The 22,235-nt window shown below is 61.1% G+C and carries 16 protein-coding genes and 1 pseudogene; all 17 read right to left on the bottom strand.

The features are described from left to right. Positions 1-2,479 (bottom strand): SIS domain-containing protein (locus tag JCM12178_RS12030; RefSeq protein WP_054651689.1); only part of this gene is annotated, 2,479 nt, incomplete at its 3' end. Next, the gene (gene prsR, locus JCM12178_RS12025; RefSeq protein ID WP_083465909.1) at positions 2,467-3,879 is read right to left on the bottom strand and encodes a PEP-CTERM-box response regulator transcription factor; all 1,413 of its coding nucleotides are present in this window, start codon (positions 3,877-3,879) and stop codon (positions 2,467-2,469) included. The genes JCM12178_RS12030 and prsR, both read right to left, overlap by 13 nt. Positions 3,880-3,910: 31 nt before the next feature. Further along, complete coding sequence (prsK, locus tag JCM12178_RS12020; protein WP_054651687.1) at positions 3,911-5,965, bottom strand: XrtA/PEP-CTERM system histidine kinase PrsK; 2,055 nt, start codon at positions 5,963-5,965, stop codon at positions 3,911-3,913. Then, positions 5,962-6,612 (bottom strand): exosortase C-terminal domain/associated protein EpsI, encoded by a 651-nt coding sequence (locus JCM12178_RS12015; RefSeq protein WP_054651685.1) that lies wholly within the window; start codon positions 6,610-6,612, stop codon positions 5,962-5,964. The genes prsK and JCM12178_RS12015 overlap by 4 nt, the downstream gene beginning before the upstream one ends. Then, a complete protein-coding gene (gene xrtA / locus JCM12178_RS12010) occupies positions 6,602-7,450 on the bottom strand; it encodes an exosortase A (protein WP_054651683.1) in 849 nt (282 codons plus the stop codon). Before xrtA ends, JCM12178_RS12015 begins: the two co-directional genes overlap by 11 nt. Beyond that, positions 7,447-8,118, bottom strand: coding sequence for an XrtA system polysaccharide deacetylase (locus JCM12178_RS12005; RefSeq protein ID WP_245628747.1), 672 nt, complete (start codon positions 8,116-8,118; stop codon positions 7,447-7,449). The genes xrtA and JCM12178_RS12005 overlap by 4 nt, the downstream gene beginning before the upstream one ends. Continuing rightward, positions 8,090-8,320 (bottom strand): polysaccharide deacetylase family protein, encoded by a 231-nt coding sequence (locus JCM12178_RS19790; protein WP_245628746.1) that lies wholly within the window; start codon positions 8,318-8,320, stop codon positions 8,090-8,092. Before JCM12178_RS19790 ends, JCM12178_RS12005 begins: the two co-directional genes overlap by 29 nt. Before the next feature lie 72 nt (positions 8,321-8,392). Further along, positions 8,393-9,652, bottom strand: a complete 1,260-nt coding sequence (locus tag JCM12178_RS12000) for a TIGR03016 family PEP-CTERM system-associated outer membrane protein (RefSeq protein ID WP_083465908.1) — start codon at positions 9,650-9,652, stop codon at positions 8,393-8,395. 103 nt (positions 9,653-9,755) lie between these two features. Further along, entirely contained in the window at positions 9,756-10,943 is a 1,188-nt protein-coding gene (locus tag JCM12178_RS11995) for an XrtA/PEP-CTERM system-associated ATPase (RefSeq protein WP_054651679.1), read from the bottom strand. Positions 10,944-11,142: 199 nt separating this feature from the next. Continuing rightward, positions 11,143-11,655 (bottom strand): annotated as a pseudogene (locus tag JCM12178_RS19785) (AAA family ATPase); the annotation flags it as partial. Positions 11,656-11,804: 149 nt separating this feature from the next. Next, on the bottom strand, positions 11,805-13,316 hold the full coding sequence (locus JCM12178_RS11985; protein ID WP_245628745.1) for an XrtA system polysaccharide chain length determinant: 1,512 nt from the start codon (positions 13,314-13,316) through the stop codon (positions 11,805-11,807). 9 nt (positions 13,317-13,325) lie between these two features. Further along, entirely contained in the window at positions 13,326-14,129 is an 804-nt protein-coding gene (locus tag JCM12178_RS11980; protein WP_054651675.1) for a polysaccharide biosynthesis/export family protein, read from the bottom strand. Positions 14,130-14,159: 30 nt separating this feature from the next. Continuing rightward, positions 14,160-15,506 (bottom strand): TIGR03013 family XrtA/PEP-CTERM system glycosyltransferase, encoded by a 1,347-nt coding sequence (locus JCM12178_RS11975; protein ID WP_054651673.1) that lies wholly within the window; start codon positions 15,504-15,506, stop codon positions 14,160-14,162. A gap of 14 nt (positions 15,507-15,520) precedes the next feature. Beyond that, positions 15,521-18,211, bottom strand: a complete 2,691-nt coding sequence (gene prsT, locus JCM12178_RS11970) for an XrtA/PEP-CTERM system TPR-repeat protein PrsT (RefSeq protein WP_054651671.1) — start codon at positions 18,209-18,211, stop codon at positions 15,521-15,523. 503 nt (positions 18,212-18,714) lie between these two features. After that, positions 18,715-19,872 carry a polysaccharide deacetylase family protein gene (locus JCM12178_RS11965; RefSeq protein WP_054651669.1) on the bottom strand — a complete coding sequence of 386 codons (1,158 nt, stop codon included), beginning with the start codon at positions 19,870-19,872 and terminating at the stop codon, positions 18,715-18,717. A 4-nt stretch (positions 19,873-19,876) separates the two neighbouring features. Further along, entirely contained in the window at positions 19,877-21,178 is a 1,302-nt protein-coding gene (locus JCM12178_RS18735; protein ID WP_172677126.1) for a phenylacetate--CoA ligase family protein, read from the bottom strand. A gap of 4 nt (positions 21,179-21,182) precedes the next feature. Continuing rightward, the coding region (locus JCM12178_RS11955; RefSeq protein ID WP_054651665.1) for a glycosyltransferase at positions 21,183-22,235 on the bottom strand (1,053 nt) is incomplete at its 5' end.

The following is a 22,235-nucleotide window of genomic DNA, read 5'->3' as shown; positions in this document are numbered from 1 at the left end:
CGATGGCCTTGGCAGCGGCCACGCCCCACCAGTGCCCGGCCACGGTGGCCATGACGAAGTCCAGCCCGGAACCGACCTTCGGCAGCTTGATGACCGCCTCGGCCACGCCGTCAAACCGATCTTCGTCCTCGCGGCAGAACACGATGGGCCTGCCGTTATGGGCCTTGAATATGGTCACTTCCTTGACCGTGTCGGAAACAACGTCCTCGGGCAGGTCGCTGGCCATGACCAACGTGAGCGGCTCGGTGGAGAGGTCGATGTGCTTCTTGTCCTCGGTCACGTCGCAGGGGATGGATTTGTAGCAGAGTTCCGAGAGCTTGATGCGAACTTCCCGCGCGGCCACGCTGTTGGCGCCGTTGCCCACAAGCGCCCAGTGCGCGTGTCGGGATGCGTACTGCGAAGCCACCTCCGCGATGTAGTCCTTGGCCGAAAGCACGGTCTCGATGTGTCCGGGCAGCGATTCCAGCGCATCCACCTCGGCCTGCACCGCTTCCGGGGCCATGGTGCCGTAGAGATCGCCCAGCCACAGAGCCAGCAGCTTGCCTGCCGCCACCTGCGAATAGAATGCCTTGGTGGAGGCCACGGCCATTTCCACGTCGCGACCGTTGGAGGTGTAGATGTAGGAATCGGACTTGCGGACCAACGGCGAGTTGCGACGGTTGACAATGCAGTTGACCCACGCGCCAAGCTCCTTGCAGATGTCCACCACCCGGTTGGTATCGGTGGTGGTTCCGGACTGGGAGACAGGCACAAGCAGCACGTCGTCCATGGGCTCGCGTCCCACGAACCCGATGAGCTCGGCTCCGGTGCAGTTGCTCACCGTGATGCCGCTGCCGTCCAGCGAACGGCGCAGGGAATCGGCCACGCTCATGGCAGCCACTGCGGCCGTGCCCTGCCCTATGCAGATGATGCGGTTGATGCGCTGCCCGCCGTTGGTCAGGCGGTGCACCAACGCTGGCCCGTTGCCGAACCCCTCGGCCAGAAACTCGACCCTGCCGGGGCTGCGGCGATACTTGCCGTAAAGCGTCTTCTCCACGGACGATGCGGCCTCGTGGATTTCCTTTTCGATATAATGCTCGTAGTCGCCGCGATAAATATCGCGGGAGAAGATTTCAATGGGCTCTTCCTCCAAAGGAAGCGGTGCGCCGCCGTCCAGCGGGCGCATCTGCGGCATGGAGCCCGCAGCAGCGTCCGAGCGCAGCATCAACGACACGCCGCTGCCTTTCCGCTCGGCCAGCGGGTAGGAGATGCGGCAGCGCGAGGCCAGCCCGTAGGCTTCCGAGGCCACCTGCCAGCCGTCGCGGCAGCGACCTATGTAGAAGCTCTGTCCGCTGCCCTTCTGGGCCAGATGCATGGTCTCAGGTTCGCCCAGCGTCTGCATGATGACGGCCAGTGAGCCTTCGCAGTCGTTCAGCACGGAACGGAACCGCTCCTCAGTGTCCAGTTGGCGGTCCTCGGCAAGACAGAACAACGCGGGCAGAATTTTCGCGTCCGTGGTGATGGTCTGGGGGATTCTGCCCCCGCCCGCCAGCACACGGTCCCTGACGAGGGTCTGGTAGTTGTCCACGTCGCCGTTCAGGACGAACACGGTGTTCTCGAACCCTTCGCAGGGGCAGTCCTCCAGTACGCCGTCCACCGGGTGGCAGTTGGTGATGGAAATGATGCCGTTGGAGGCCCAGCGGGTATGGGCGAGAATACTCACGTCCTGCATGCCGTCGGACATGCTCCAGAGCAGCCCGTCGTCGTGGATGGCCCTGCGCAGTTGCGCGCAGTTGTCCCCAAGGCGGCCCACAAGCTGCGCCACCTTGTAGATGAAGCGGCAGACGGTCCTGCCGTCGTCCAGCTCATGAATGGTGACAACGCCCCCGGCCCCGTGGCGAATGGCCATACGCCGCTCCAGCTCCTGACGCTGCCCCTTGGTGAGGCGATCTATGGGCCGCACTCCCTCGGGCAGCAGAAGGACTATGGAGATTCCGGCAGAGTCCCGGCCGCGCACCTCAAGCCTGTCGATGGAGGCCAGCACGACCTCCGTGCTCCACGCGAGATACTGGCGGCTTCGCATATCCGCATCCTCAATGACCGTATCCGGCATGAGTTCAAGGGTGGTGCCCATGCCCTCCAGCACTTCCCGCTCCACCTGCCAGAGGTAATCGTTCAAGCCTTCATGCAGTGACTCAAAGTCGTCGTTGCGGGCATCGTTCAAAAGGCGCTTACCCACGGCGTCGCGCAGCTTGGCAAGGTTGTTCCGTACAGCCTCGACCTTTGCATATGTTTCGTGTGAGGAGGCCATCTCCGCAAACAGGCCAAAGGACATGAGATCGTCAAAACGACCCGCAAGACGCATAAGAGGTTCGGCCGCAGCCATGGGGTTCTCGGCCGCGTCCGCCGTGGAGAGCGCAATGAGCACGGAATCCAGCCAGTCTGTGTTCGAAGCAATGTTCCAAGTTCCGGTTCCCAGAAATGCTGCTATGCCACACATATTCGTCCCCCATTGTTCGGGTTGCGGCCACTCAAGGCATCAGGTGTTTCTGATGCCGTGTTTTTCATGAGATCGTAAAAGGTCGGTCGGCTGATACCCAGCGCGCTCGACGCCTTGACGATGTTGCCGAGCGAACGGCGGAGCGCGTCCTCGACCATGTCGCGCTCCAGAAGCTGCCGCGCTTCCTTGAGCGACATCTCCCCGGCGTTCATCTTGCGACGCTGAACGTCCTCGCCGGACGCGCCGATGTCCTCCGGCTCGATGCGCGGCCCCGGCGTCATGATAACCGCTCGCTTGATGCGGTTCTCCAGTTCGCGGATGTTGCCGGGCCAGTCGTAGCTCCTGATCCACTGCATGGCCTTCTTGCTGAAGGTCAGCCCCTGATTGCCGGTCTCCTTGCCCACACGGTTCAGGAAGAAGTTCGCCAGCAGCTCCACATCCTCGCCGCGCTCCCTGAGCGGCGGCAGCACGATATTGACCACGCCGATGCGGTAGTAGAGGTCTTCACGGAAGGAGCCCTCTTCCATGGCCTGTGCGATGTCGATGTTGGTGGCCGCGATGATACGCGTATCCACCTCGATATCCCTGCGTCCGCCCACGCGGGTGATGACCATCTCCTGCAGGAAACGAAGCAGCTTGACCTGCAACGGCATGGGCATCTCGCCGATCTCGTCGAGGAAGAGCGTCCCCTTGTCCGCGTACTCGACCTTGCCCTTCACGGTGCGGCTGGCCCCGGTGAACGCGCCCTTTTCATGGCCGAAGAGTTCGGACTCCAGAAGGTTTTCCGGGATGGCGCCGCAGTTGATGGCGACCATCTCGCGCTTGGAGCGGGCGCTCTTCTGGTGAATGGCCCTCGCCACCAGTTCCTTGCCGGTGCCGGACTCGCCGGAGATGAGCACCGGCACGTCAGAGGCGGCCACCCGTTTGATGTGGGAGAGCACGCGCTGGATGCCCTCGCAGTCGCCCACGATGCCGCAGTCGCCGTCGCGAGAGTCGCGCAGGGTCCGGTTTTCGGCCTCAAGCTGCTGCAAATACATGGCCCGGTCGATGATGATCTTCAGTTCGCTGAAATCGATGGGTTTTCTGTAATAATCATAAGCGCCGATGCGCACCGCCTCCAGCGCGGCCGAGTGGTCCTCGTTACCGGTGATGACGATAATCTTGCTCAGCGGGTCGATGCGGAGCATCTCGCCGAGGCAGCGGATGCCCTCTTCCACGCCGTTCTCGTGCGGGGGCAGGCCGAGGTCGAGCGTGACCACGGACGGCCGCTCCCGGCGGAAGCATTCCAGCGCCTCCTCGCCGTCCTTGGCGAAGTGCACGCCGAAACCGCCGCCCGAGAGGCCCCATTTGAGCTGTTGGCGGACATCGACGTTGTCGTCGACTATCAGGAGATTCTGCATATTCGTCACTGGTACGTCCTTCTCGTCTGGCTTACGCCGTTCCTTCCTGCGGCATCCGCGGGAAGCTCACGCTGAACGTGGAGCCCTTGCCGCTCACGCTGGTGGCGGAGATGATGCCGCCGTGGGCCTCGACGATCTGCTTGCTCTGATAGAGACCGATGCCCATGCCCTTGTGCTTGGTCGTCTTGAACGGCACGAACAGCCCTTCACGCATGATGGCCTCGTCAATGCCGTGACCAAAATCGATGACTTCGATCTTCGGCCCGCCGTCATTGGCCACGCGGACCTTGAAACGGTCGCCGTTGTTGGCCTCTATGGCGTTCATGAACAGGTTGAGCGTGACCTTGCGGATCTCCTCGCGGTCCACCATGGCCGTGGCCGTGTCGCCCACGAACTCGATGTTGGCGTCGGGCAGCAGCCTCGCGGTCTCGTGAGCCAGCTCCATCAGGTCCACGGGCTCCAGCCGGAGCTGGTTCTTGCCCGGGATGTGGGTCAGCTGCGCGATGAGCTCGTTCATGCGCCCGGTGATGTTGGTCAACGAGTCCAGCATGTCCTTCTGGAACTCGGGGTCGTCGATGTACTTGCGGGCGTTGTCCACCAGAAGCGAGAGTGGATAGACCTGATTCTTGAGGTCGTGCAGCACGAAGGTGGCCACCTGTCCGAACGCTTCCATGTTGCGGGATTCGGCCAGTTCGTCACCGAGACGCAGGTTGCGGATTACCGCCGAGGTCTGGTTGGCGAAGGCCTGCATCAGTTCGAGGTCTTCCTCGTCGTATGGCTCGATCTGGTTGATGGCCCGGCCAAGCATGATGACGCCGAGGAGGTTGTCGCGGGAGTGAATGGGCACCACGAAGCGCACCTCACGGCTTTTGAGCAGCCGGTCGGTCTCCTCGTCGAAGCTGTAGTCCCCGGCGCGCATGTCGATGATGTCCCGGTGCCTGCCGAGGTGCTCGATGAGGCCGCTCGTCACCGAGATGGGCGAGCCGTGATGGTCCATCTCATGATAGAGGACCGGGCCGTAGTTGGTGTCGTGCCGACCCTGAAGGTACAGGCACGCCCCCACCACGCCGAAGGTCTCGCAGAACCCGCGCAGGATGCCGCGATAGAGTTCATCGGGATTTCGGGCCGAGGTGGTCCGCTCGGTGAACTTTCGCCACTCCAGACGGTAGTCGTATTTTTCGCCATAGAAGTTTCGCTGAATGGACAACCGCAGCTTGCGGCGCATCTTCTCGGAGAGAGCCAGCACCACGAGAAAGAGGGAGGCCACGAAGAGGAGCATGATGAGCAGGTAGCTGTTCACGCTCTCGCCAAAGAGCTTCATGGCTTCCCCGAACAGCCCCACGCACAGGATGAACACCGCGCCAAACAGGGCCACGAAGGACCGGTATGCAAGGCTTCTGGAAATGACCACGCGCTCCTCTCCGCCCCTGCTGACGTGCGAGTATGCGATAAGGCCTACCCCGAGCACGGTGCTGACGGCCAACAGGGTGGTAAAACGCATGTCCATGGCCCGGAAGAGAAGGCTCTGGCTGAAGTAGAGGATGTGCGCTGCCACGATGGTGCCGCTGCCCACGATGGAGAACTTGATCTTCCATTTCACGCCGTGGGGGGCGTTGGCGAGCGTGGCCTCGAGGTTGAAGAGCGAAACCGCCAACAGCAGCATGATCTGCAGGTAGAAGAAGAAGGCCAGCGGTTCGAGAAAGAGCATCTTGTCCAGTATGAAGTCCGGAGAGTAGAAGAAGCTGCGAACCGGAAACCACGCGGCAATGCCCAACGGGATGAAGGAGAATACCCATATCAGCCGCTGGGTGGTGGAGACGTTCGCGAGCGAGGCCCCCCGGCTGTATACGAGACTGAAGGTCAACCAGACCGGGCACAGGGCCGCCTCAAGCATCAGCAGTGCCTTGCCGTACAGACCGAACCCTTCGGAACCGCGCATCATGAAGGTCGTCAGCATGAGCGCGGCGGTGGTCCAAAGCGCGAGCGCGAGCACGGCATTGGACCGCCCACCCTTGGCCCGGACCAGAACGTACAGCGGATACGACACCGCAAGCACAATGGCCGCTACCTGAATCAACTGGCTCATAAGTCCCTCCTCTCCCTGCAGTCGTCAACCGGCAGGTACGCCCGGATGACGGGATAAAAATCGGTAACAAAAGCAGACAGCATTTCCGTGGGAGCCCCCTCACCTGCCCCGCTGGTGGAGATGCGGATGAATGCGCTGTCACGCCGCTTTTTCGTCAAGGACCCCAGCACCTCGCCAAGCTTCAGGGCATATTCGGAAACCACCGGATTTCCACACACCTGGAACCAGTAGACGAACACGTCCCGCCGCTCTCCCTTGCGATACACCGCCCAGACGACCTTCAGCGGATCGCCGTCCACGGTGATGGTGCGCTGCTGCTGCGACTCCAGCAGCCAGCCGCTTCCGGGCATGCAGTGCTTGGGGCTGTGCACCGGTCCGGCGTCTGGCCCGCCGTTGTGGTAGCCGATGTAAAGCTCCACGGTGTCCCCCTCCTGCGAGCGGTACTTCCGCGCCAGATAATCGCTCGGTCGCAGAACCCGCATGACGGGCTCGCTGAAATGCCACTCCTTCACTGCGCGCCACTCGTCAACGCTCATGGGAAACTCGTCCAGCGAGCGGCTGAGCGGCGTGGCCACGTCCGAGTGCAGATGGGTGTAAAGCCCGGCCGCTATGAGCAGCGCGTAGACGAACAGGTACCTATACATCATGGCGCTTCTCCATGCGCTTGAGGATGAACCCGCTTGCAAGGAGCAGCACCAGAGCCATGACGAACACGGCGATCCCGGCGAACTCGTGGAAAAACCCTTCTGCGGCCTGACGCCCGAAGTACCGGGCCAGAACACCTGTCGCGATGACCCTGAGCGTGTTGGTGAACACCGCAAACGGCACAGCCAGCAGGATGAGCAGCAGTCGCTTATACGGTGAACGCAGCATGATGAAGGCCAACGTCACGGCCAGCGCGATGAGCGACATGATCGACCGCAGCCCGCTGCATGCGTCGGCCACTTCCAGCGTGATGTTGGGGAAGCTGATGACGTTTCCCTCGCGGAACACCGCGAAATTCATGAGCTGCAGGGTCTTCACCGAGACCTTGGCCACGAAAAGCTTGAGCGGGAACGCCACCGCGTCGTAGAGGATATACGGCAGCGGCACCATGAGCACGAGGTAGCCGATGGGCAGGCGCAGCTTGCGGAACACCTCGCGCCCGAAAAAGAGCAGCACGGCCCCGGCCAGCAGCACGACCATGGACAGGCGCATGTTGAAATACTCGGTGGCCAGCCATGCCAGCACGAACTGCGCGGCACCGGCCAGCACGAGGAGGCCGCCGAGATCCGAAGGCCGGACTTCGGTGTCCCGGAGGTCCTGCCAGCCCGTGTACACGAACCATCCGGCAACCACCGGAATCAGGAACCCGTGGGAATAGTTGTCATCGCCATACCACGCGAGCACCATCCCGCGCAGCACTTCGGCATAGGCAAGGCCGAACAGCACGAGAAAGACGAGCAGATACGGCGATTGTTTGCGTAAGGCGTTGGCAAAGGTCATGCGCTCTCCGCTGCGGCGTTGCCGGTTCGGGATTGCAGCACCGTGCCGAGCGGCGCGAACTCATGCCCGGAAAGGAGGCGTTCGAGCTTGCCGTAGGTGCTGTCGAGATTGACGTAGTGACGGAACCGCGATTTGAGGCCGCACCCCTTGATGCGGGGCTGGCCGGGATCGATTTCCCACGGGTGGAAATAGACGACGGCGGGCTGTCCTTCCCGCTCGTTGACGTGACGAAGGGCCCTGTCCACCAGTCCGTATGGAAGCAGCCGGAAATACCCGCCCCCGGAAACCGGGAGGTCGAGCCGCCTGCCGAGGGCCTGAAGCGGATAGGTGGTTATGGGGAATTCGCTGATGCCGCCCATGGGACGGTCGATGATATGGGGGAACCGCTGCGATCCGGGGATGCCATAGCGGTCGTGGTGTATGGGGAAGATGCTGGAGTCGTAAGTGAATCCTGCCTCGACGAGGATGTCGAGCGCCCACAGAGATTCGGCGGTGATGGAGTAGCTCGGCGCGCGGTAGCCGTTGACGGCCTTTCCGGAGACGTCCTCAAGCAGCTTCTTGGCACAGATAACGTCCTCGCGGAAACGCTCCGGCCCGATGACGTAGATGAGCTGATGCCAGTAGCCGTGGCAGGCCAGTTCATGCCCCCGGTCCACGATATCGCGCACCAGCTGCGGCTCCCGTTCCGCCACCCAGCCGAGCACAAAAAAAAGTGCCCGTGACCTCATGCATGTCAAAGAGGTCCAGCACTCTGCGGGTATTGTCGGCAACGCGGGAGGGATAGTGGTCCCAATCCGCTCGGTCGATGACGTTCTCGAAGGCGCTGACGTGGTAGTAATCTTCCACGTCCACGGACAATGCGTTGATCATCGTCGTTCCCCTTGCGTCCGGCTACCGACGGGAGTTGTTCAACTGTGCATCAAACTGTTATCCAGCCACCTCCTAAAAGCTCCATGTGAGTCCCGCTCCGATGGTGTTAGAAACGTAATCGTTCGTGGTACCCTTGGCATCGAAACTCTTGAACCTGTAGTTCAGCTCGGCGCTGGCATGTTCCGACAGCTCGTAAACAAGGCTGGTGAGCGCAAGCCACCTGAGGCTCGAGTCCGGAGAATCCTGGACATCAACCGAGGCGTTGTACTCAAAAGCCAGTCTGTCGGTCAGTTCATGCACACCTCCCGCTCTGGGCACCCATTTTGTCACTTGTCCGGAACCGCTGGTCGAGTCGTAGACGTTGTACGAAAGACCGAATCCCAGATTGCCTCTGCCGTATTCCTTGTCCAGCCGCGCCGAGTAAGTCTGCTCATCCCGGGTTCCCGACTGGTTCGGGTCTTCCTTGAACTCGAAAGCCGAGCTCACTGTCGAGGTCCAGCCCTGCTCCATGGCGTGCGTCCATGTGACCTGCCACGGGATCTGGACCTTGGTGCTGCTCACGTTGTCTCGGAACGAAGTCCTTGTCATGCCGATGCGGAAGTCAACCTCCGAACCTTCGGCGTAGCTGTATTTCGTTCCTGCCGCTGCGGTATAGCGGTCGAAACCGCCCTTTCTCGCGTCATCACGCGGAATCTGCTTTTCATACTGCAGCGAACCCGAAACAGACCATTGTGCGGAGAGTTCGTGGATCAGGTCGGTGAAGACCTGATAGTTGCGCTTGTCCACACTGTTCTCGTTCGAGTACCAAATATCTTCGAATTGACCGCCGAACTGGAGCGTCGTGCGCTCCTGAACCGGGACGCTGAAATACGGTTTCAGGGTGAAGAGGTTCTGGTCCACGGTCTCAACGCTCGTGTCGCCGGACTGGAAATCGCCTCTTGTAACGTCCTGATACTGCCTTCCGTAGCGGTCGTTCACCTCGATGTAGAAGAGGTCCTTGATGGCCTCCACATTGAGTATGCCGTTCAGATTATGGTTCTGTTCATTGCCCCTGTTGCCCTGCGTGTAGTTCTTGTATTCGAAGTCGTACGACATATCGAAGAACACGCGGGAATGATCGTAGGTGGCGGAAACGCCCGGTTTTACGATCGCCACGACATCGCCCTCGCCGTTATGGCGTTCGTTGACGTTATCGTTGTATTCCGTTTTGACGGAGATGCGGGGCTTGACCTGAAAGTCGGCGGCCAGCGAAGGGAGCCCGGAAAGCAGAAGAAGCATCAGTGCCGTGAGTGCCGCTTTGGCTGGCGTACTGATTTGTGTCGCTTTGTACATTCTTCCCTTTCCGATCGGCGTGCTGTAAAGATAGGATTACAATTACCTTTCGTTACCTCACACTTGCAAGCAGCGCAAGAGAAACGAGGTACTGCAATGCACTTTATCTGTCGCCGAAAAGCATCCTGCTGACCCACCCCCTCTTCGGTTCCTGCCCCGGTCGATCCGTCAGGGGCCGTTCCGGCCCTCTGCGCAAATACATACCGGCGTCCATGGCCAGTTGCCGGGCCATGTTCACATCCTCTTCCAAACGGCTCACTCGTGCCGCAAGCCCCTGCTCGATCCTGTCCACCCTGTCGGAAAGATTGAGCATCGCCTCGGGGCCTGAAATTCCCAACTGGCGCTCCGCGCTCTCCAGCCGTGCATCGAGATTGCGGATGGCCCGCAACACTTCTTCCGCCTTGCGAGACCGATAGGCCAGCGCCGGCTTGGTCGTGTCGGTCTTGCGCACGGGCTTGGCCGCCACCTTCGGATTCCAGTACTTGCGTTCAAAATCCAGTTCATCGACAATGGCCTGTACGTCCGCCTGGGCCACGGTCTTCCGCTCATCGCTGAAGGCATCCATCATCATGTAGTCACACAGGATATTGATGAGCCTCGGGATGCCCCGGCAGGCGCCGTGAATGACCCCGAACGCACCGTCCTCGATGGCCACGGCCTCGCGGTTTCCAGCCTTTTCCAACCGGCAGAGCACGTATTCCTTCACTTCGCTTTCATCAAGCGAACCGAGATGGCAGGCCACCTGAATGCGCTGGCGCATCTGCAACAGCTCCGGCTTGGCGAGCGTGTCCCGCAGCTCGGGCTGGCCCACCAGCACTATCTGCACCAGCTTGCCGCCGTCGGTTTCAAGGTTGGAAAGCATCCTGACCTCCTCCAGCAGCTCGCCGGAGAGGTTCTGCGCCTCGTCGATGATGAGCACGGCCTGATTGCCCATGGCGTACTGATCGATGAGAAAATCGTTGAGCTCGCGAACCAGCGCCGCCTTGCTGCGTCCCCCGGTCTCAAGGCCGAAGTCGTCGTTGATCATGGTCAGGAGCTGCTGCGAATCCACCCTCGTGTTGAACACCCGCGCAAGCGTGACCCGCTCCAGATGGCTCTTGATGAGCTCCTGAATCAGCGTGGTCTTGCCCGCCCCGACCTCGCCGGTCAGCAGGATGAAGCCGATGCGCTCCTGAATGCCGTACCGCAGGTAGGAAAGCGCCTTGCCGTGCGTGCCGCTCATATAGAGATATGAGGGATTCGGCAGCAGATCGAACGGCTTGGTGTTCAGATTGAAGAAGGACTCGTACACGCGGCCCCCTAGGCGGTTTTCCGAGCAGTGCTAGTAACCATAACCGTACGCTCCGTAGCCGCCGTACCCGTAATATCCGTTGCCGCCGCCCTGTGCGGCCTGATTGTAGACCGCGCCGAGGATGTTCGCCCCGCGCAGCCTCGAACACTTCCTGCAGGCTGTTGCGGGTCATCCGGCCCTGCTTGATGACCAGCACCACGCCGTCCACGATGCGGGCCAGCGAACGGCTCTCGGCAAACGGCAGCACGGGGGGAGTGTCCACGATGATGTAGCGATCCGGGTAGCGGTGCTTCATCTCCCTGAGCAGCTTGCGCATCCGCCCGGACGCCAGCAGTTCCCCGGGGTTCGGGACATTCGACCCTGCGGGCAGAAAACTCAGCTTCCCGAGCCCGACGCGCACGATGGCCTCGCTGACGTCCGTGCCGTTGACGAGGCAATCGGCAAGCCCGATTCCCGGCTCGACCTGGAGCAGCGTGTGGCAGGTGGGACGGCGCAGGTCCGCGTCCACCAGCAGCACGGTATGGTCGAACTCCTGCGCAAGGCTGACGGCGAGGTTGGCCGCCGTGACGCTCTTGCCTTCACTGGTTGTGCCGCTCGTTACCAGAAGCGTGTTCTGGAACCCCTCCTTCTGGGTCACGCGGACCAGATTCTGCTTGAGCTTGCGGAATTCCTCGGCCGCGGGGGAATGCACGGCGTTTGCCGAAACGAGCATGGGCACCTCCCGAAGCCGTTCAAGGGCTTCCATGGACGTGGCGTCGAACCGTTTGCCGCCATGCTCTTCAGGCTCTTCTGGGTGCACGGGTTTTTCCCGCAATTCCACGGCCTTCTTGAGTGCCTTGTCCAGTCTGCCCATGCTGCCTCCTACACTCCCATGTGACGCTTCAGCAGCGCCAGGGCGTTGTCCACAAGCGGAATTCGCAATACTTCGATCACAAGGAAGAAAATGGCCACGGCGAACGCGCTCCCGGTAAAGAACAGCAGACGCAGGTCCATGTTGCGCTGTTTGCGGCGGTTTTCCTCGGTGGTCATCTTGGGAACCACCGCAAAGACATTGATGCCCAGCCGCTTGAGTTCATCGACGGTCCTGATGGCCGGATTGAGCAGGTCCATGAGGACGATGATCCCGAACGCGATGACGAATCCGCCAAATATGCCCCCGGCGATGATGAGCGGCCTGTTCGGGCTGGTATGAATCGCCGGAACGATGGCCGGGTCGAGCACGCGGAAGGAAACCGACTTGTCCTGCAGCTCCATTTCCTTGGAGACCTCGGACTGCCCGTAGCGGGAAACCAACTTTTCGTAGATGAGCACTTCGTTATGGCGCTGCCGCTCAAGCTCGGCCAACTGCGTGCGAAGAGTCGGAATCTGCTGGAGCATGGACCGCTTTTCCGCGATTTCCTCTTCATAATTCTTCTGCATGGCCTCCAGCGAGGTGAGCTGGACCTTGATCCCCCGGTACTCGCCGGAGCGGTACACCTGTTGCCGTTCGGCCCGCAGGTTTTCGTCCAGCCGCTGCTGTGTGCTCGCGATGGCGCTCTTCAGGCGCAGCACCTTGGGGTGCTCGTCCGTGTAGCTCGCCTTGAGCGAAGCCAACGCCTGTTGCTGCTGTTCAAGCAGCCTGTTGGAAGGCGTATCGCCAATGAGCAGTTGCCGGGCGGAGTTCAGCTCGTTGATGCGGATGCGCACCTCTTCAAGCTCATCCTGCACCCGGTCGATGTCGCGACGGATGCTGCTCTCGTCCGTTGCAAGCAGGAATCCCGACTCGCGCTTGAAATCGTCTATCTTCTGCTCGATTTCCTGAATGCGTTTCTTGAAGGTTTCTATCTGCTCGGCGAGGAACCGTGTTGCTTCGTATGATTCCTTGCGTTTTTCAGAAGTGTTGTCCTCGATGTACAGCCGGGTCATGGTGTTCACGATGTCGCGCGCAAGCACCGGGTCGCGATCCGTAATCGCTATGGTGAAGACCCCGCGCTTCTCGTCCAGACGAACGCTCAGCTTCTTCTCGATCTTCTTGACCATGGCGTCCCACTCGGCGCTGTTGTTGAGCGTCACGTCGAGGTCAAGCTCCTTGATGACGCGCTGCAGCATTGACCGGCTGAGCATGGTCACGCGGATCGCCTTGATGCGCATGTCCATGGACGGGGTGATGGCGATGCCCTTGACCAGATCGCTGACCACGTTCTGCTCGATGAACACAAGGCTTTTGGCGGTGTACTTTTTTGGCATCGCATACGAAGCCACGATGGCAAGCAGCATGACTGCCACGGCGATGATGCAGAAGAGCCTGCGGCGCTCCAGCACGAGCCGCACGTAACGCATCACGTCCATGCCGCTCTCGCCGGACTGCCCGCTGTTTTGGGATTCGACCATCATCACGGCGCCCTAGAAGAAGCTTTCCTGAACGATGACGTAATCGCCCGGCTTCAGTGCAAGGTTCTGGCTCAGCTCGCCCTTTTCCACGAGCGCTTCGCCGTTGACGGTCATCTCTTCACGATTTTCCCCGTCCTTGCGGACCACGGTGATGCGCTCCTCGTCGGCGTACTTGTTGAAGCTGCCAGCTTCCAGCAGGGCATCGAGCACGGTCAGCCCTTCGCGACAGAAAACCGCCTTGGGCTGGTTTACCGCCCCGAGCACGTATACGAAGAGGTCTTCCTTCATGGGGATGAAGACGGTGTCACCCGGCTGAAGCTTGATATCCTTGTCGAATTCGCCCTTTTTGAAGAGGCCGTGCAGGTCGGTAAAGACCTTTTCACCCTTGCGGTACACGTAAGCCTCCTTGAGGTCGGCCGTTTCCATGGAACCGACGGACGCCAGCAACTGCAAAAGCGTCACCCTGCTCTTCAAGTCGTAGACGCCGGACTTCACGCCGCCGCCCACGATGTAGACCTTGCTGCTGGAGCTTTCGGCCAGCGAGACGTTCACAACCGGGTCCTTGACCAGCCGCGAAAGAGACTCGGCAATGCGGCCGCGCAGTTGATCGAGCGTGCTGCCCGACGCCCTGACGTCCTCGATGCCGGGCAGGGAGATCATCCCGTCCGGACGGACAAGGGCGGCGGAACTCAGCTCATCCTCGCCCCAGACCCTCACGTTGATGATGTCGCCCTCGCCTATGACGTATTCATTGGCGAACGCGGACACGGCGCCCAGAAGGACGAGACAGAAAACCAGCAGTGCGATCTTTTTCATGGCGGCTTCTCCCGGCATGGTTGCTTCGGCCTAGCGGCCCAGTTTCTTGGCCATGACGCCGAAGGTCTTGACCATGACGCTGAAGTCGAACAGCAGCGTGTAGTTCTTGATGTAATAGAGGTCGTAGCGCAGCTTCTCGATGGCATCCTCAACCGAAGAGCCGTAGGGATACATGACCTGCGCCCAGCCGGTGATGCCCGGCTTCACACAGTGCCGCTCCGAGTAGTACGGGATGACCTTGCTCAGCTTGCGCACGAATTCCGGCCGCTCGGGACGGGGACCCACGATGCTCATGTCGCCGAAGAGGACGTTCAGGAGCTGGGGAAGCTCGTCGATGCGGGACTTGCGCAGGAAGTTGCCGAGCTTGGTGATGCGGTTGTCGTTCTGCCGCGCCCAGACCGCGCCGGAGAATCGCTCGGCGTCGGCCCGCATGGTGCGGAACTTGTAAATCACGAAATCGCGGTCGCCCCGGCCCACGCGGACCTGCTGAAACAGAATGGGACCGGGCGAGTCCAGTTTGATGGCCAGCGCGATGAAGGGAACAAAGGGACCAATCATCATCAGGCCGAACAGGGCCAGAACGATGTCCATGGCGCGCTTGACCACGCGGCGAATGCCCGCAATGCGAAAACCCTGGGCGAAGATGAACCAGCTTGGCGTAATGTGTTCAAGCATCAGCCGCCGGTTCACCCGCTCGTAGAAGCCGGGTGCGTCGAGAATCTCGATGCCGTTGAGCTTGCAGTTGAGCACGTCGCTCAGCGGGAATGCGCCCCGCCGCTCCTCCAGCGACACGACGACGTGGCTGGCCTTGAGCTTCTTGGCGCGATTCAGGATGCTGCCTTCGTATTCCGGCAGGGAACCGGCGATCTGGCCGGGGCGGCATTCGATGAACTCGCCCAGCTCGAACCGTCCGTCCGAGACGTCCACCAGCTCCTTCATCTTGTCCACGATGGTTCCGTTGCCCACGATGACCACGCGCTTGACCATGCCCGGGATGTGTCGCCAGTTGTTCAGAAGCAGGGTGCGGCCCACGCTAAGCAGTGCAAAGACGCACAGCGAGGCCAGCGCCATGTTCTCGAACCCGGCGAGCATGGTGGAGTTGCGGGAAAGCAGGAAAAGCACGTTGGTTGCGACGATGAGTCCGAGCAGAAAATCGCTGACCCTGTCGGCCCTGCGGTCGCCGCGCTGGAGAAGAAGCTGCGCACCCACAGTGGAGAGCGTCAGGATTACGGCCAGCATGCCCAGCTCGCCTGCCCGCGACTGGAGCACGGCCACTATGTCGCCCACGTTGCCGAGCATCACGGACGCACACAGCGCCATGGACAGCGACAGCAGGACCAGACAGCGGAAAATGCCTATTGTTGCCTTGGAAACCATGATTCCTCCCCGGCTCATCCGCCTTGCCCGCCACGAATCTGGGCGAGCAGGGCGCGTGCCTTTTCAACGCTTTGGGTGTCCCGGCTGTTCAAAGACTTGCCGAGAGCCGATACGGCATGGTCATCCTCGCCACGCTGGTGGTACGCATAGCCGAGGTGATAGAATACGCTTCCGTTTTCCCCGTCCAGTTCCGCGGCGCGGGTGAGAACCTGAACCGCCTCGTCGTATTTGCCGTTCACGATCAGCGCGTAGCCGAGCGTGTCCATCACCGCCGTGTTGGACGGGGCGTTCATGTAGGCGGTGTAGGCAAGCCGCAAGGCCTCGGGCGCGGTCTTGGCCTCTTCGGCATAGAGCATGGCGAGGTTGTTCAGGGCCGGAACATAGCGGTCGTTCAGGTCGAGCGCCTTGTTGTAGCTCCTGATGGCCTCGTTCCTGCGCCCCATGGTCTGATAGACGCTGCCTTGCGCTGCGTATGCCGGATAATAGTCCTCGTCGCGCTTGATGGCCGCACCGAGGTAGTTCAGGGCCTTCTGGCGGTCCTCGGCCGCATAGTGGCTGCCAAGCGCGAGGAACAGTTCCGGATCGGGACCGCAACGCTGCTCGCCACGCTTCAGCGCTTCCACGGCCTCTTCAATATTGCCGAGCTGAGCGTTGATCTTGTAGAGCGTCAGGTAGCCCGCAGGCCGCTTGGGGAAAAGATCGATCATGCTCTGCGCGGTGGAGACGGCCTTGTCACCCTCGCCCATGCGCATGTAGGCGTGGGTCTGCCAGCTCAGGGCCAGCGCAGGTGACTGTCGCTGCATGTCGTTGCATATCTTGAGAACGTCCTCGTACCGCTCCATGCGAAGCAGAACGCTGGCTTCAAGATTCATCAACCCCATGTCACCGGGATTGACTTCCTTGCCCGCGCGAACCTGACCAAGCGCGTCCTCGTTGCGGTCATGCTTCACGAGATAGGCGGCATAGCCCGAATAGGCCTGCGGGACACCGGATTTCAGAGCCTCGCGATGCACGGCCTCGGCCTCATCATTTTTGCCGAGCATTTCCAGCACCGCAGCCTTGCCTTGCAGTCCGGCAAGGTTTCCGGGCTGCTGCTCAAGCAATGCCTCGTATTGCTCAAGCGCCTCTTCCGGTTTCTTGAGCGCCAGCTTGACGGTCGCCATCATGCTGTAGGGCGTGGGATCGGACGGAGCCGCGGCCTTGGCCTTTTGGAGCAGGCCCATAGCCTTGTCGATGTCCCGGTCGGCAAGCGCGAGACGCGCCAACAGCGAATAGATGACCACGTCGCTCTTTTCGCCGCTGATGCCTTCCAGCAGGGTCTCCTCCGCCATGTCGCGGCGGTCCCTGTTCAGATAATAAGAGGCGAGCACGATGCGCGGGCGGGTGCTGTTTGGCGAGGCGGCAATGGCCTCGCGGAAAGCGTTCTCGGCCTTTTCCAGCTCACCGTAGGAATACTGGAGCGCGCCAATCTTCAAAAACGCGCCCGGTGCGTCGGGCTTCATCTCCGAGACGGTGGAGAACTGGCGCAGTGCGTTTTCGGGGTCGCCCTTGGCCGTGTACGCGTCGCCGAGAGTCATGCGAGCAACCACGTTTTCCGGCTCGATGTCGATTATCCTCCCCGCTTCGGCAATGGCTTCGTCCAGCCGCTCCTGTCGCAGCAGGATCAGGCTGATCATCTCGCGCGCCTTCACGAAATCCGGGGTCATGTCCACACTGTTGCGCAGTTGGGTTACGGCGGTTTCAAGGTCGCCCTTGCCGTAATACGCAAGCCCGAGCAGGAAAAGTGTCTCCGGTTCACGATGCTTTGTCAGGGCCTTATGCAGTTCCTGAATGGAATCGAGGTATTCGTGTTTCGAGAAGTGGATCATCCCGGCCAGCTTGTCGCCGTAGGGAAGATTCGGAAAATCGCGGCGCAGCTCGGCAACCGTCTTTTGCGCGCCATCATAATCACGCTGGGCCAGACGGTTCTTGCCGACCATGAACCGCGCATATACTTCATTAGGATAGGATTCCGCGATCTGCTCGTACGTGCGGCGGTACTCTTCAAGCTGTCCCGATGCGCCCTGACGGGCCACCCGCAGATAAAGCCCCTGAAGATGATTGGGCCACTTGGCAAGCAGCGTCTCCAGCGCGGCGTCGCTTTCGTCCACCCTGCCCAGCGCAGCCAGAGCGCGGACAACGCCCACCTGCGCGGAAGCTCTCTCGGAGTCCAGCGTCTCGGCCTTCCTGAACGATGCCAGCGCGTCTTCGTATCGCTTTGCGCCCATGTAAGCATATCCAAGCGCCTCGCGACCTTCGGCCGAGTCCGAAAATTCCGAACAATACTCCTCAAGCAGTTTTATTGATTCAGTAAAATCTTCCCGGACAGCCTTGAGTCTGCCCAGATCCAACAGCACTTTCTTGTCATACGGATTCTGGCGGTTGTACTTCTCGAAATTCTTTTCTGCCTGATCGACCTTGCCGGAGAGCAGATACGCCTTGCCAAGCGCATACCGGGCCTCCATGTTTTCCGGGGCCTTGTCCAGCACGGTCTTGAATATGACGATGGCGCCCTTGCCGTTTCCGTCATCCAGATACTTCTGCCCTTCGCTCATGAGCTCGGTGACGTTGCTGTTGCCGCACCCGGCCGGGAGCATGACAAGCATCAGGGCCATGACGAGGCCGACGGCGGTCGTGAGAGCCTGTTTTCTGGAAACGTTTGACACCTGCAGTTCCTCCGGGTTCTGGTCTTGGCCCTGTGGCCGTGGACTTTCATAAAAGCCAGAAGTGTGCCAACGCCTCCCGTCACATTTTAGCTCTCTATTTCAGACAATTACATATCCACCACCAGCGAAGGGACAATGAAGATGAACCGCTGTCCGGTTTTTCCGAACAGGCCGAAAATCCCGCCTGCGTCCCTTTCTTTCGCGCCACACGGCACCCTGCCCCTCCTCCCTGCGAAGCGCCGAAATCCAAGGTCTTTTCATCCTCACATTCAACGCCACCGATACCCCGCAGCAAAATCACCCAAATCATCACCTGTTCTTTCACTCCCAGGAGATGCGTCCCTTGGAAATCCGAACAATAAAATACTATTTTAACAGTTGGTTAAAAAGAAAGACAGACTGTCCGAAAAAAACGGACAAGGGTATCTCCCGGAAAGAGAACAAGAGCCGGGAACATCTCCCGAACCGGCAATGAATATCTGCCCTGAGCAGGGCGAAGATGGTCAGGATTGGGTCTGCGGGAACAGATACGAGGTGAGGAGCACCATGGCCTTGCCCGCGCGCCGGAGCGTGCGGGCCAGCATGTCGCCCCCGTACTCTCTGAGAACAAGCCCGGCATACAGGCCGCCGGGGTAGACAACGCCGCGAGAGGTCTCCACGCTTGGCGCGCCGATGCGGGCCATGCGGTAACAGCCGTATTCGTCGAATCCGGCCAGATGACGCTGGCTTGAAGGAAGGGTGGTGGCCGCATAGTACTCTGCGGAAATCTTCATGGCCTCTGCCGAATTGCCGCCGCCCGGCCAGCAGAGCACGTCCACGCGCTTGCCGAGCTTTTCTTCAATGATCGCTTTGGACTCACGAAGCTCCCAACGGACGCGCTCAAGGTACTCTTGTTCCGTCTCCATCCGGCCCGGCCCGGCGTCGCGGGCCGCATCTTCATAGACGGCACTCAGGGTGGACCGCCAGTAGGACGATGTAAAAAAGCTCTCATCCTGCTGGGCACAAAACGTCTCCAGCCGCTCGCGCACTCCCTCTGGCGGAAAATAACGCGGAGCCGCAAGCGACTTTGCGTGCTCGAAAACCGGCGCGCCCCAGCCACCGCGATGCGCCTCAGGGCCGAGCGAGGCCCACTTGAGGTCAGGCCGCGAATTCCAGTCCATCCAAGGATATGCGTCACCCGGATGATGGAAATCGACTACCGAAGGCCCGCTGAAGTACCATGTGTGTGTCATGGCGTGTGACTGGATTTCCATGACCCCGGAGCGTTCCATGGCCCGCATCTCGTCCCAGTTGAGAAACCCCATGCAGCGTGCAGGGTCGAAGCCCGGCTCGCCCATGCGCGGGCGACACCCCTCGGACGGATCCGCGAACTCGGGGTTCACGAAGATGGTCCCGCAGAAACCGTACCGCTCCAGCACCGGCGCCGCGTGGGTCCAGTTGTCCAGATACCCGTCGTCAAAAGTCAGCAGCACGGCCTTGCCGGGCGATGCTCCCTCTTTCATGCAGTGCAGATATTCTTCGCACGTCAGGGTATGGTAACCGTTGCGGGAGAGCCAGCGCATCTGGCTCTCGAACCGCCGCACCGGAATGGTCAAGTGGCTCCATATCCAGCCGGGATCGGGAGTGCCCACGGAGTGGTACATGATGGACGGAATGCGCATCGGCTCAGCCCCCCACGTCGCAGACAACGTGACGGTGTTTGCCGCCCACGGTCCTCGGGATTTCATCCACATAGCTGACCGCCAGAGCGATCGGCTCGCCCAGCTCCCTGCCGAAGCGGCCCTCCATGGCCGTGAGCTGCTGTTCGCTTTCGGACGAAAATCCCGGACCGCGCACCACGCGGAGTTCGATGCTGCCCGGCCCTGACTGCCGGAACTGAAAGGCCTTAACACCGTCCACGCCGTACATCTGCCGCACGAAATAGGTGCCGAAAACCCGGCTGCCCGATGGGGTGACGAGGCTATCGCAGCTACGACCGATGTCCATCTCCATGAGCGGGAACCCTCGACCGCAGGGACATTCCCCTTCGCGGGACCGGGCCATGTCGCCGATGTCATAACGGATGAACGGCATGGTCCGGTTGCCGAAGGAAGTGACGACCACCCGTTCCCCGCTTCCTGAGGCATCCGGCAGAAATTCCACATAGGACGAATGGGTCAGCAGATGCATCCCGCCATGATCGCACTCGGCGGCGATGCATGGAGTCTCCCGGCTGCCGTACTGGTCATGAACGCCACAGGAAAAGGCGTCCGCGATGAGGGCTCGCTGATGGCCGTGCAGCTTCTCCGCAGACGTGACCACCGCACGGACGCCCTTGACTGGGCGACCGTTCTCCAGCAGGTAGCGGGCGAAATCGGTCAGGACCGTGACGTAGCCGTACACGAAGACCTTTCCCAGCCGGTTGATGGTTGGCACCCACCCGGACATTGTCTCGTCGTTGTAGCGATAGGCGTTCAGGGCGATGTTTCCGCCGAGCCAGCCCTTCATGCGGTCCACCAGCCCCGGCGGGCGCTCGAACTCCTTCGGGTTGCCCCAGAAGCTGACCACCAGATCGTCCGGCGTCCAGCCCACAAAGGACAGACCGAGCATCCAGTTGGCGTGCATCTCCTCAAAAACTTGGCGGTCCTGATAAAACGATAACGGCTCCCCGGTGGACCCGCCGCTGTTGTTCCGGATGCGCTCGGCCCCGGGCGTTGCCGAGGAGAGCATGTTACTGCCCTGCTCGCGGATGATGTCCTTGGAGAGAAGCGGGAGGCTCGAAAACCATTCCATGGAGAACTCGTCCGCCGGGTCATAGCCTGTTGCATCGAAAAGGCTGCGATAATACGGCACGGTCTCGTAGGCATGTTCAATCAGCCAGGCCAGACGGACCTCCTGATCGGCCAGCACCGCGTCACGATCGCGCCACTGCAACAGCCCGTAGCGTGCATACTTTCGATACCGGGGCCTGCCCGATAGCGTACTCAATGTACTACGAACGAATCCGATCATTACGCACCACCTGCTCGTATATGGTTCGGTAGTTGCGGCACATGGCCTCGCGGGAGAACCTGCGACGGACCTCGGCCGGACCGGACACCGCGAACCGCCGCATCGTCTCCGGCCTGTCGAGCAACCAACAGAGCGCTGCACCCAGCGCCTCGTGATCCTGCGGCGGCACTACCCTACCGTTCACGCCGTCCTCGATGATCTCGCCCACGCCGCCGACGTCCGTGGCGACAACCGGAATGCCGCAGGCCATGGCCTCCAGCACGGAAACCGGTGCCCCCTCGCGCTTTGACGGCAACACGAAAACATCCATGGCCCGCAGGAACTCAGGTACCCGCTCCTGCCTGCCCAGAAACAGCACCCGCTCGGACAGTCCGTACTCCCGGACCATTCGTTCAACATCTCCGCGAGTTTCCCCGTCACCCACAAGGGCGAGCAGCGTATCATCATCGCGCTCCAGCACTTTGCTGAACGCCTTGAGAAGGTTGCCGTGATCCTTGGCCTCGGTCATGCGGGCCACGGTGCCGATGATGGTTGGCCGCGCCGGAATGCTTCGTCCCCGCTCGCTCTCGCCCTCGGGCCGGAAACGTTCGGTATCCACGGCGTTGTGCACCACTGTCACGGCCTCGTCCTCAAAACCGAGAGCATCCACGAAGTATTCCTTGAGATTCCGGGAGACCGTTGTCACGGCGTCCGCGCGCCTGCCCAGAAGCTGCACCACCCGGCGCAGCCGTCTCTTGTTCTGGAGCGCATGCTTGGCGTGCTCCGTGTAGACGATGCGCGCCCCGGTCATCCGGGCCGGAAGGTACGCCAACTGGAGCAGATAGCCTGATTGCACGTGCAGCACGTCGACGTGGTTTTTTCTGATGGCGCGGGCCAGCGCGCGCATCCCACGCAAACGGCCCATATCGAACCGCAGGCTGTCGTGAGGGATGGCGAGCGCGTCCGCAGCTTCCGTAAGCGGCCCGCCGTCACCGAAGGCTCCGCACACGAAGCCGCCGGCCTCCGGGCTGTCGCCGTTGCGCAGGCCGTCGAG

The organism is Salidesulfovibrio brasiliensis JCM 12178, from assembly GCF_001311825.1.
In the GTDB taxonomy this organism is placed as follows: domain Bacteria; phylum Desulfobacterota; class Desulfovibrionia; order Desulfovibrionales; family Desulfovibrionaceae; genus Pseudodesulfovibrio; species Pseudodesulfovibrio brasiliensis.
The sequence above is the reverse complement of the archived record's forward strand: the minus strand, read 5'-3'. Positions and strand labels throughout refer to the sequence as shown.

Coding starts and splice junctions, on each gene's coding strand:
- prsR (WP_083465909.1), bottom strand. CDS start 3,879: ATGCAGAATCTCCTGATAGTCGACGACAACGTCGATGTCCGCCAACAG.
- prsK (WP_054651687.1), bottom strand. CDS start 5,965: ATGAGCCAGTTGATTCAGGTAGCGGCCATTGTGCTTGCGGTGTCGTAT.
- JCM12178_RS12015 (WP_054651685.1), bottom strand. CDS start 6,612: ATGATGTATAGGTACCTGTTCGTCTACGCGCTGCTCATAGCGGCCGGG.
- xrtA (WP_054651683.1), bottom strand. CDS start 7,450: ATGACCTTTGCCAACGCCTTACGCAAACAATCGCCGTATCTGCTCGTC.
- JCM12178_RS19790 (WP_245628746.1), bottom strand. CDS start 8,320: ATGATCAACGCATTGTCCGTGGACGTGGAAGATTACTACCACGTCAGC.
- JCM12178_RS12000 (WP_083465908.1), bottom strand. CDS start 9,652: ATGTACAAAGCGACACAAATCAGTACGCCAGCCAAAGCGGCACTCACG.
- JCM12178_RS11985 (WP_245628745.1), bottom strand. CDS start 13,316: ATGATGGTCGAATCCCAAAACAGCGGGCAGTCCGGCGAGAGCGGCATG.
- JCM12178_RS11980 (WP_054651675.1), bottom strand. CDS start 14,129: ATGAAAAAGATCGCACTGCTGGTTTTCTGTCTCGTCCTTCTGGGCGCC.
- JCM12178_RS11975 (WP_054651673.1), bottom strand. CDS start 15,506: ATGGTTTCCAAGGCAACAATAGGCATTTTCCGCTGTCTGGTCCTGCTG.
- JCM12178_RS11965 (WP_054651669.1), bottom strand. CDS start 19,872: ATGCGCATTCCGTCCATCATGTACCACTCCGTGGGCACTCCCGATCCC.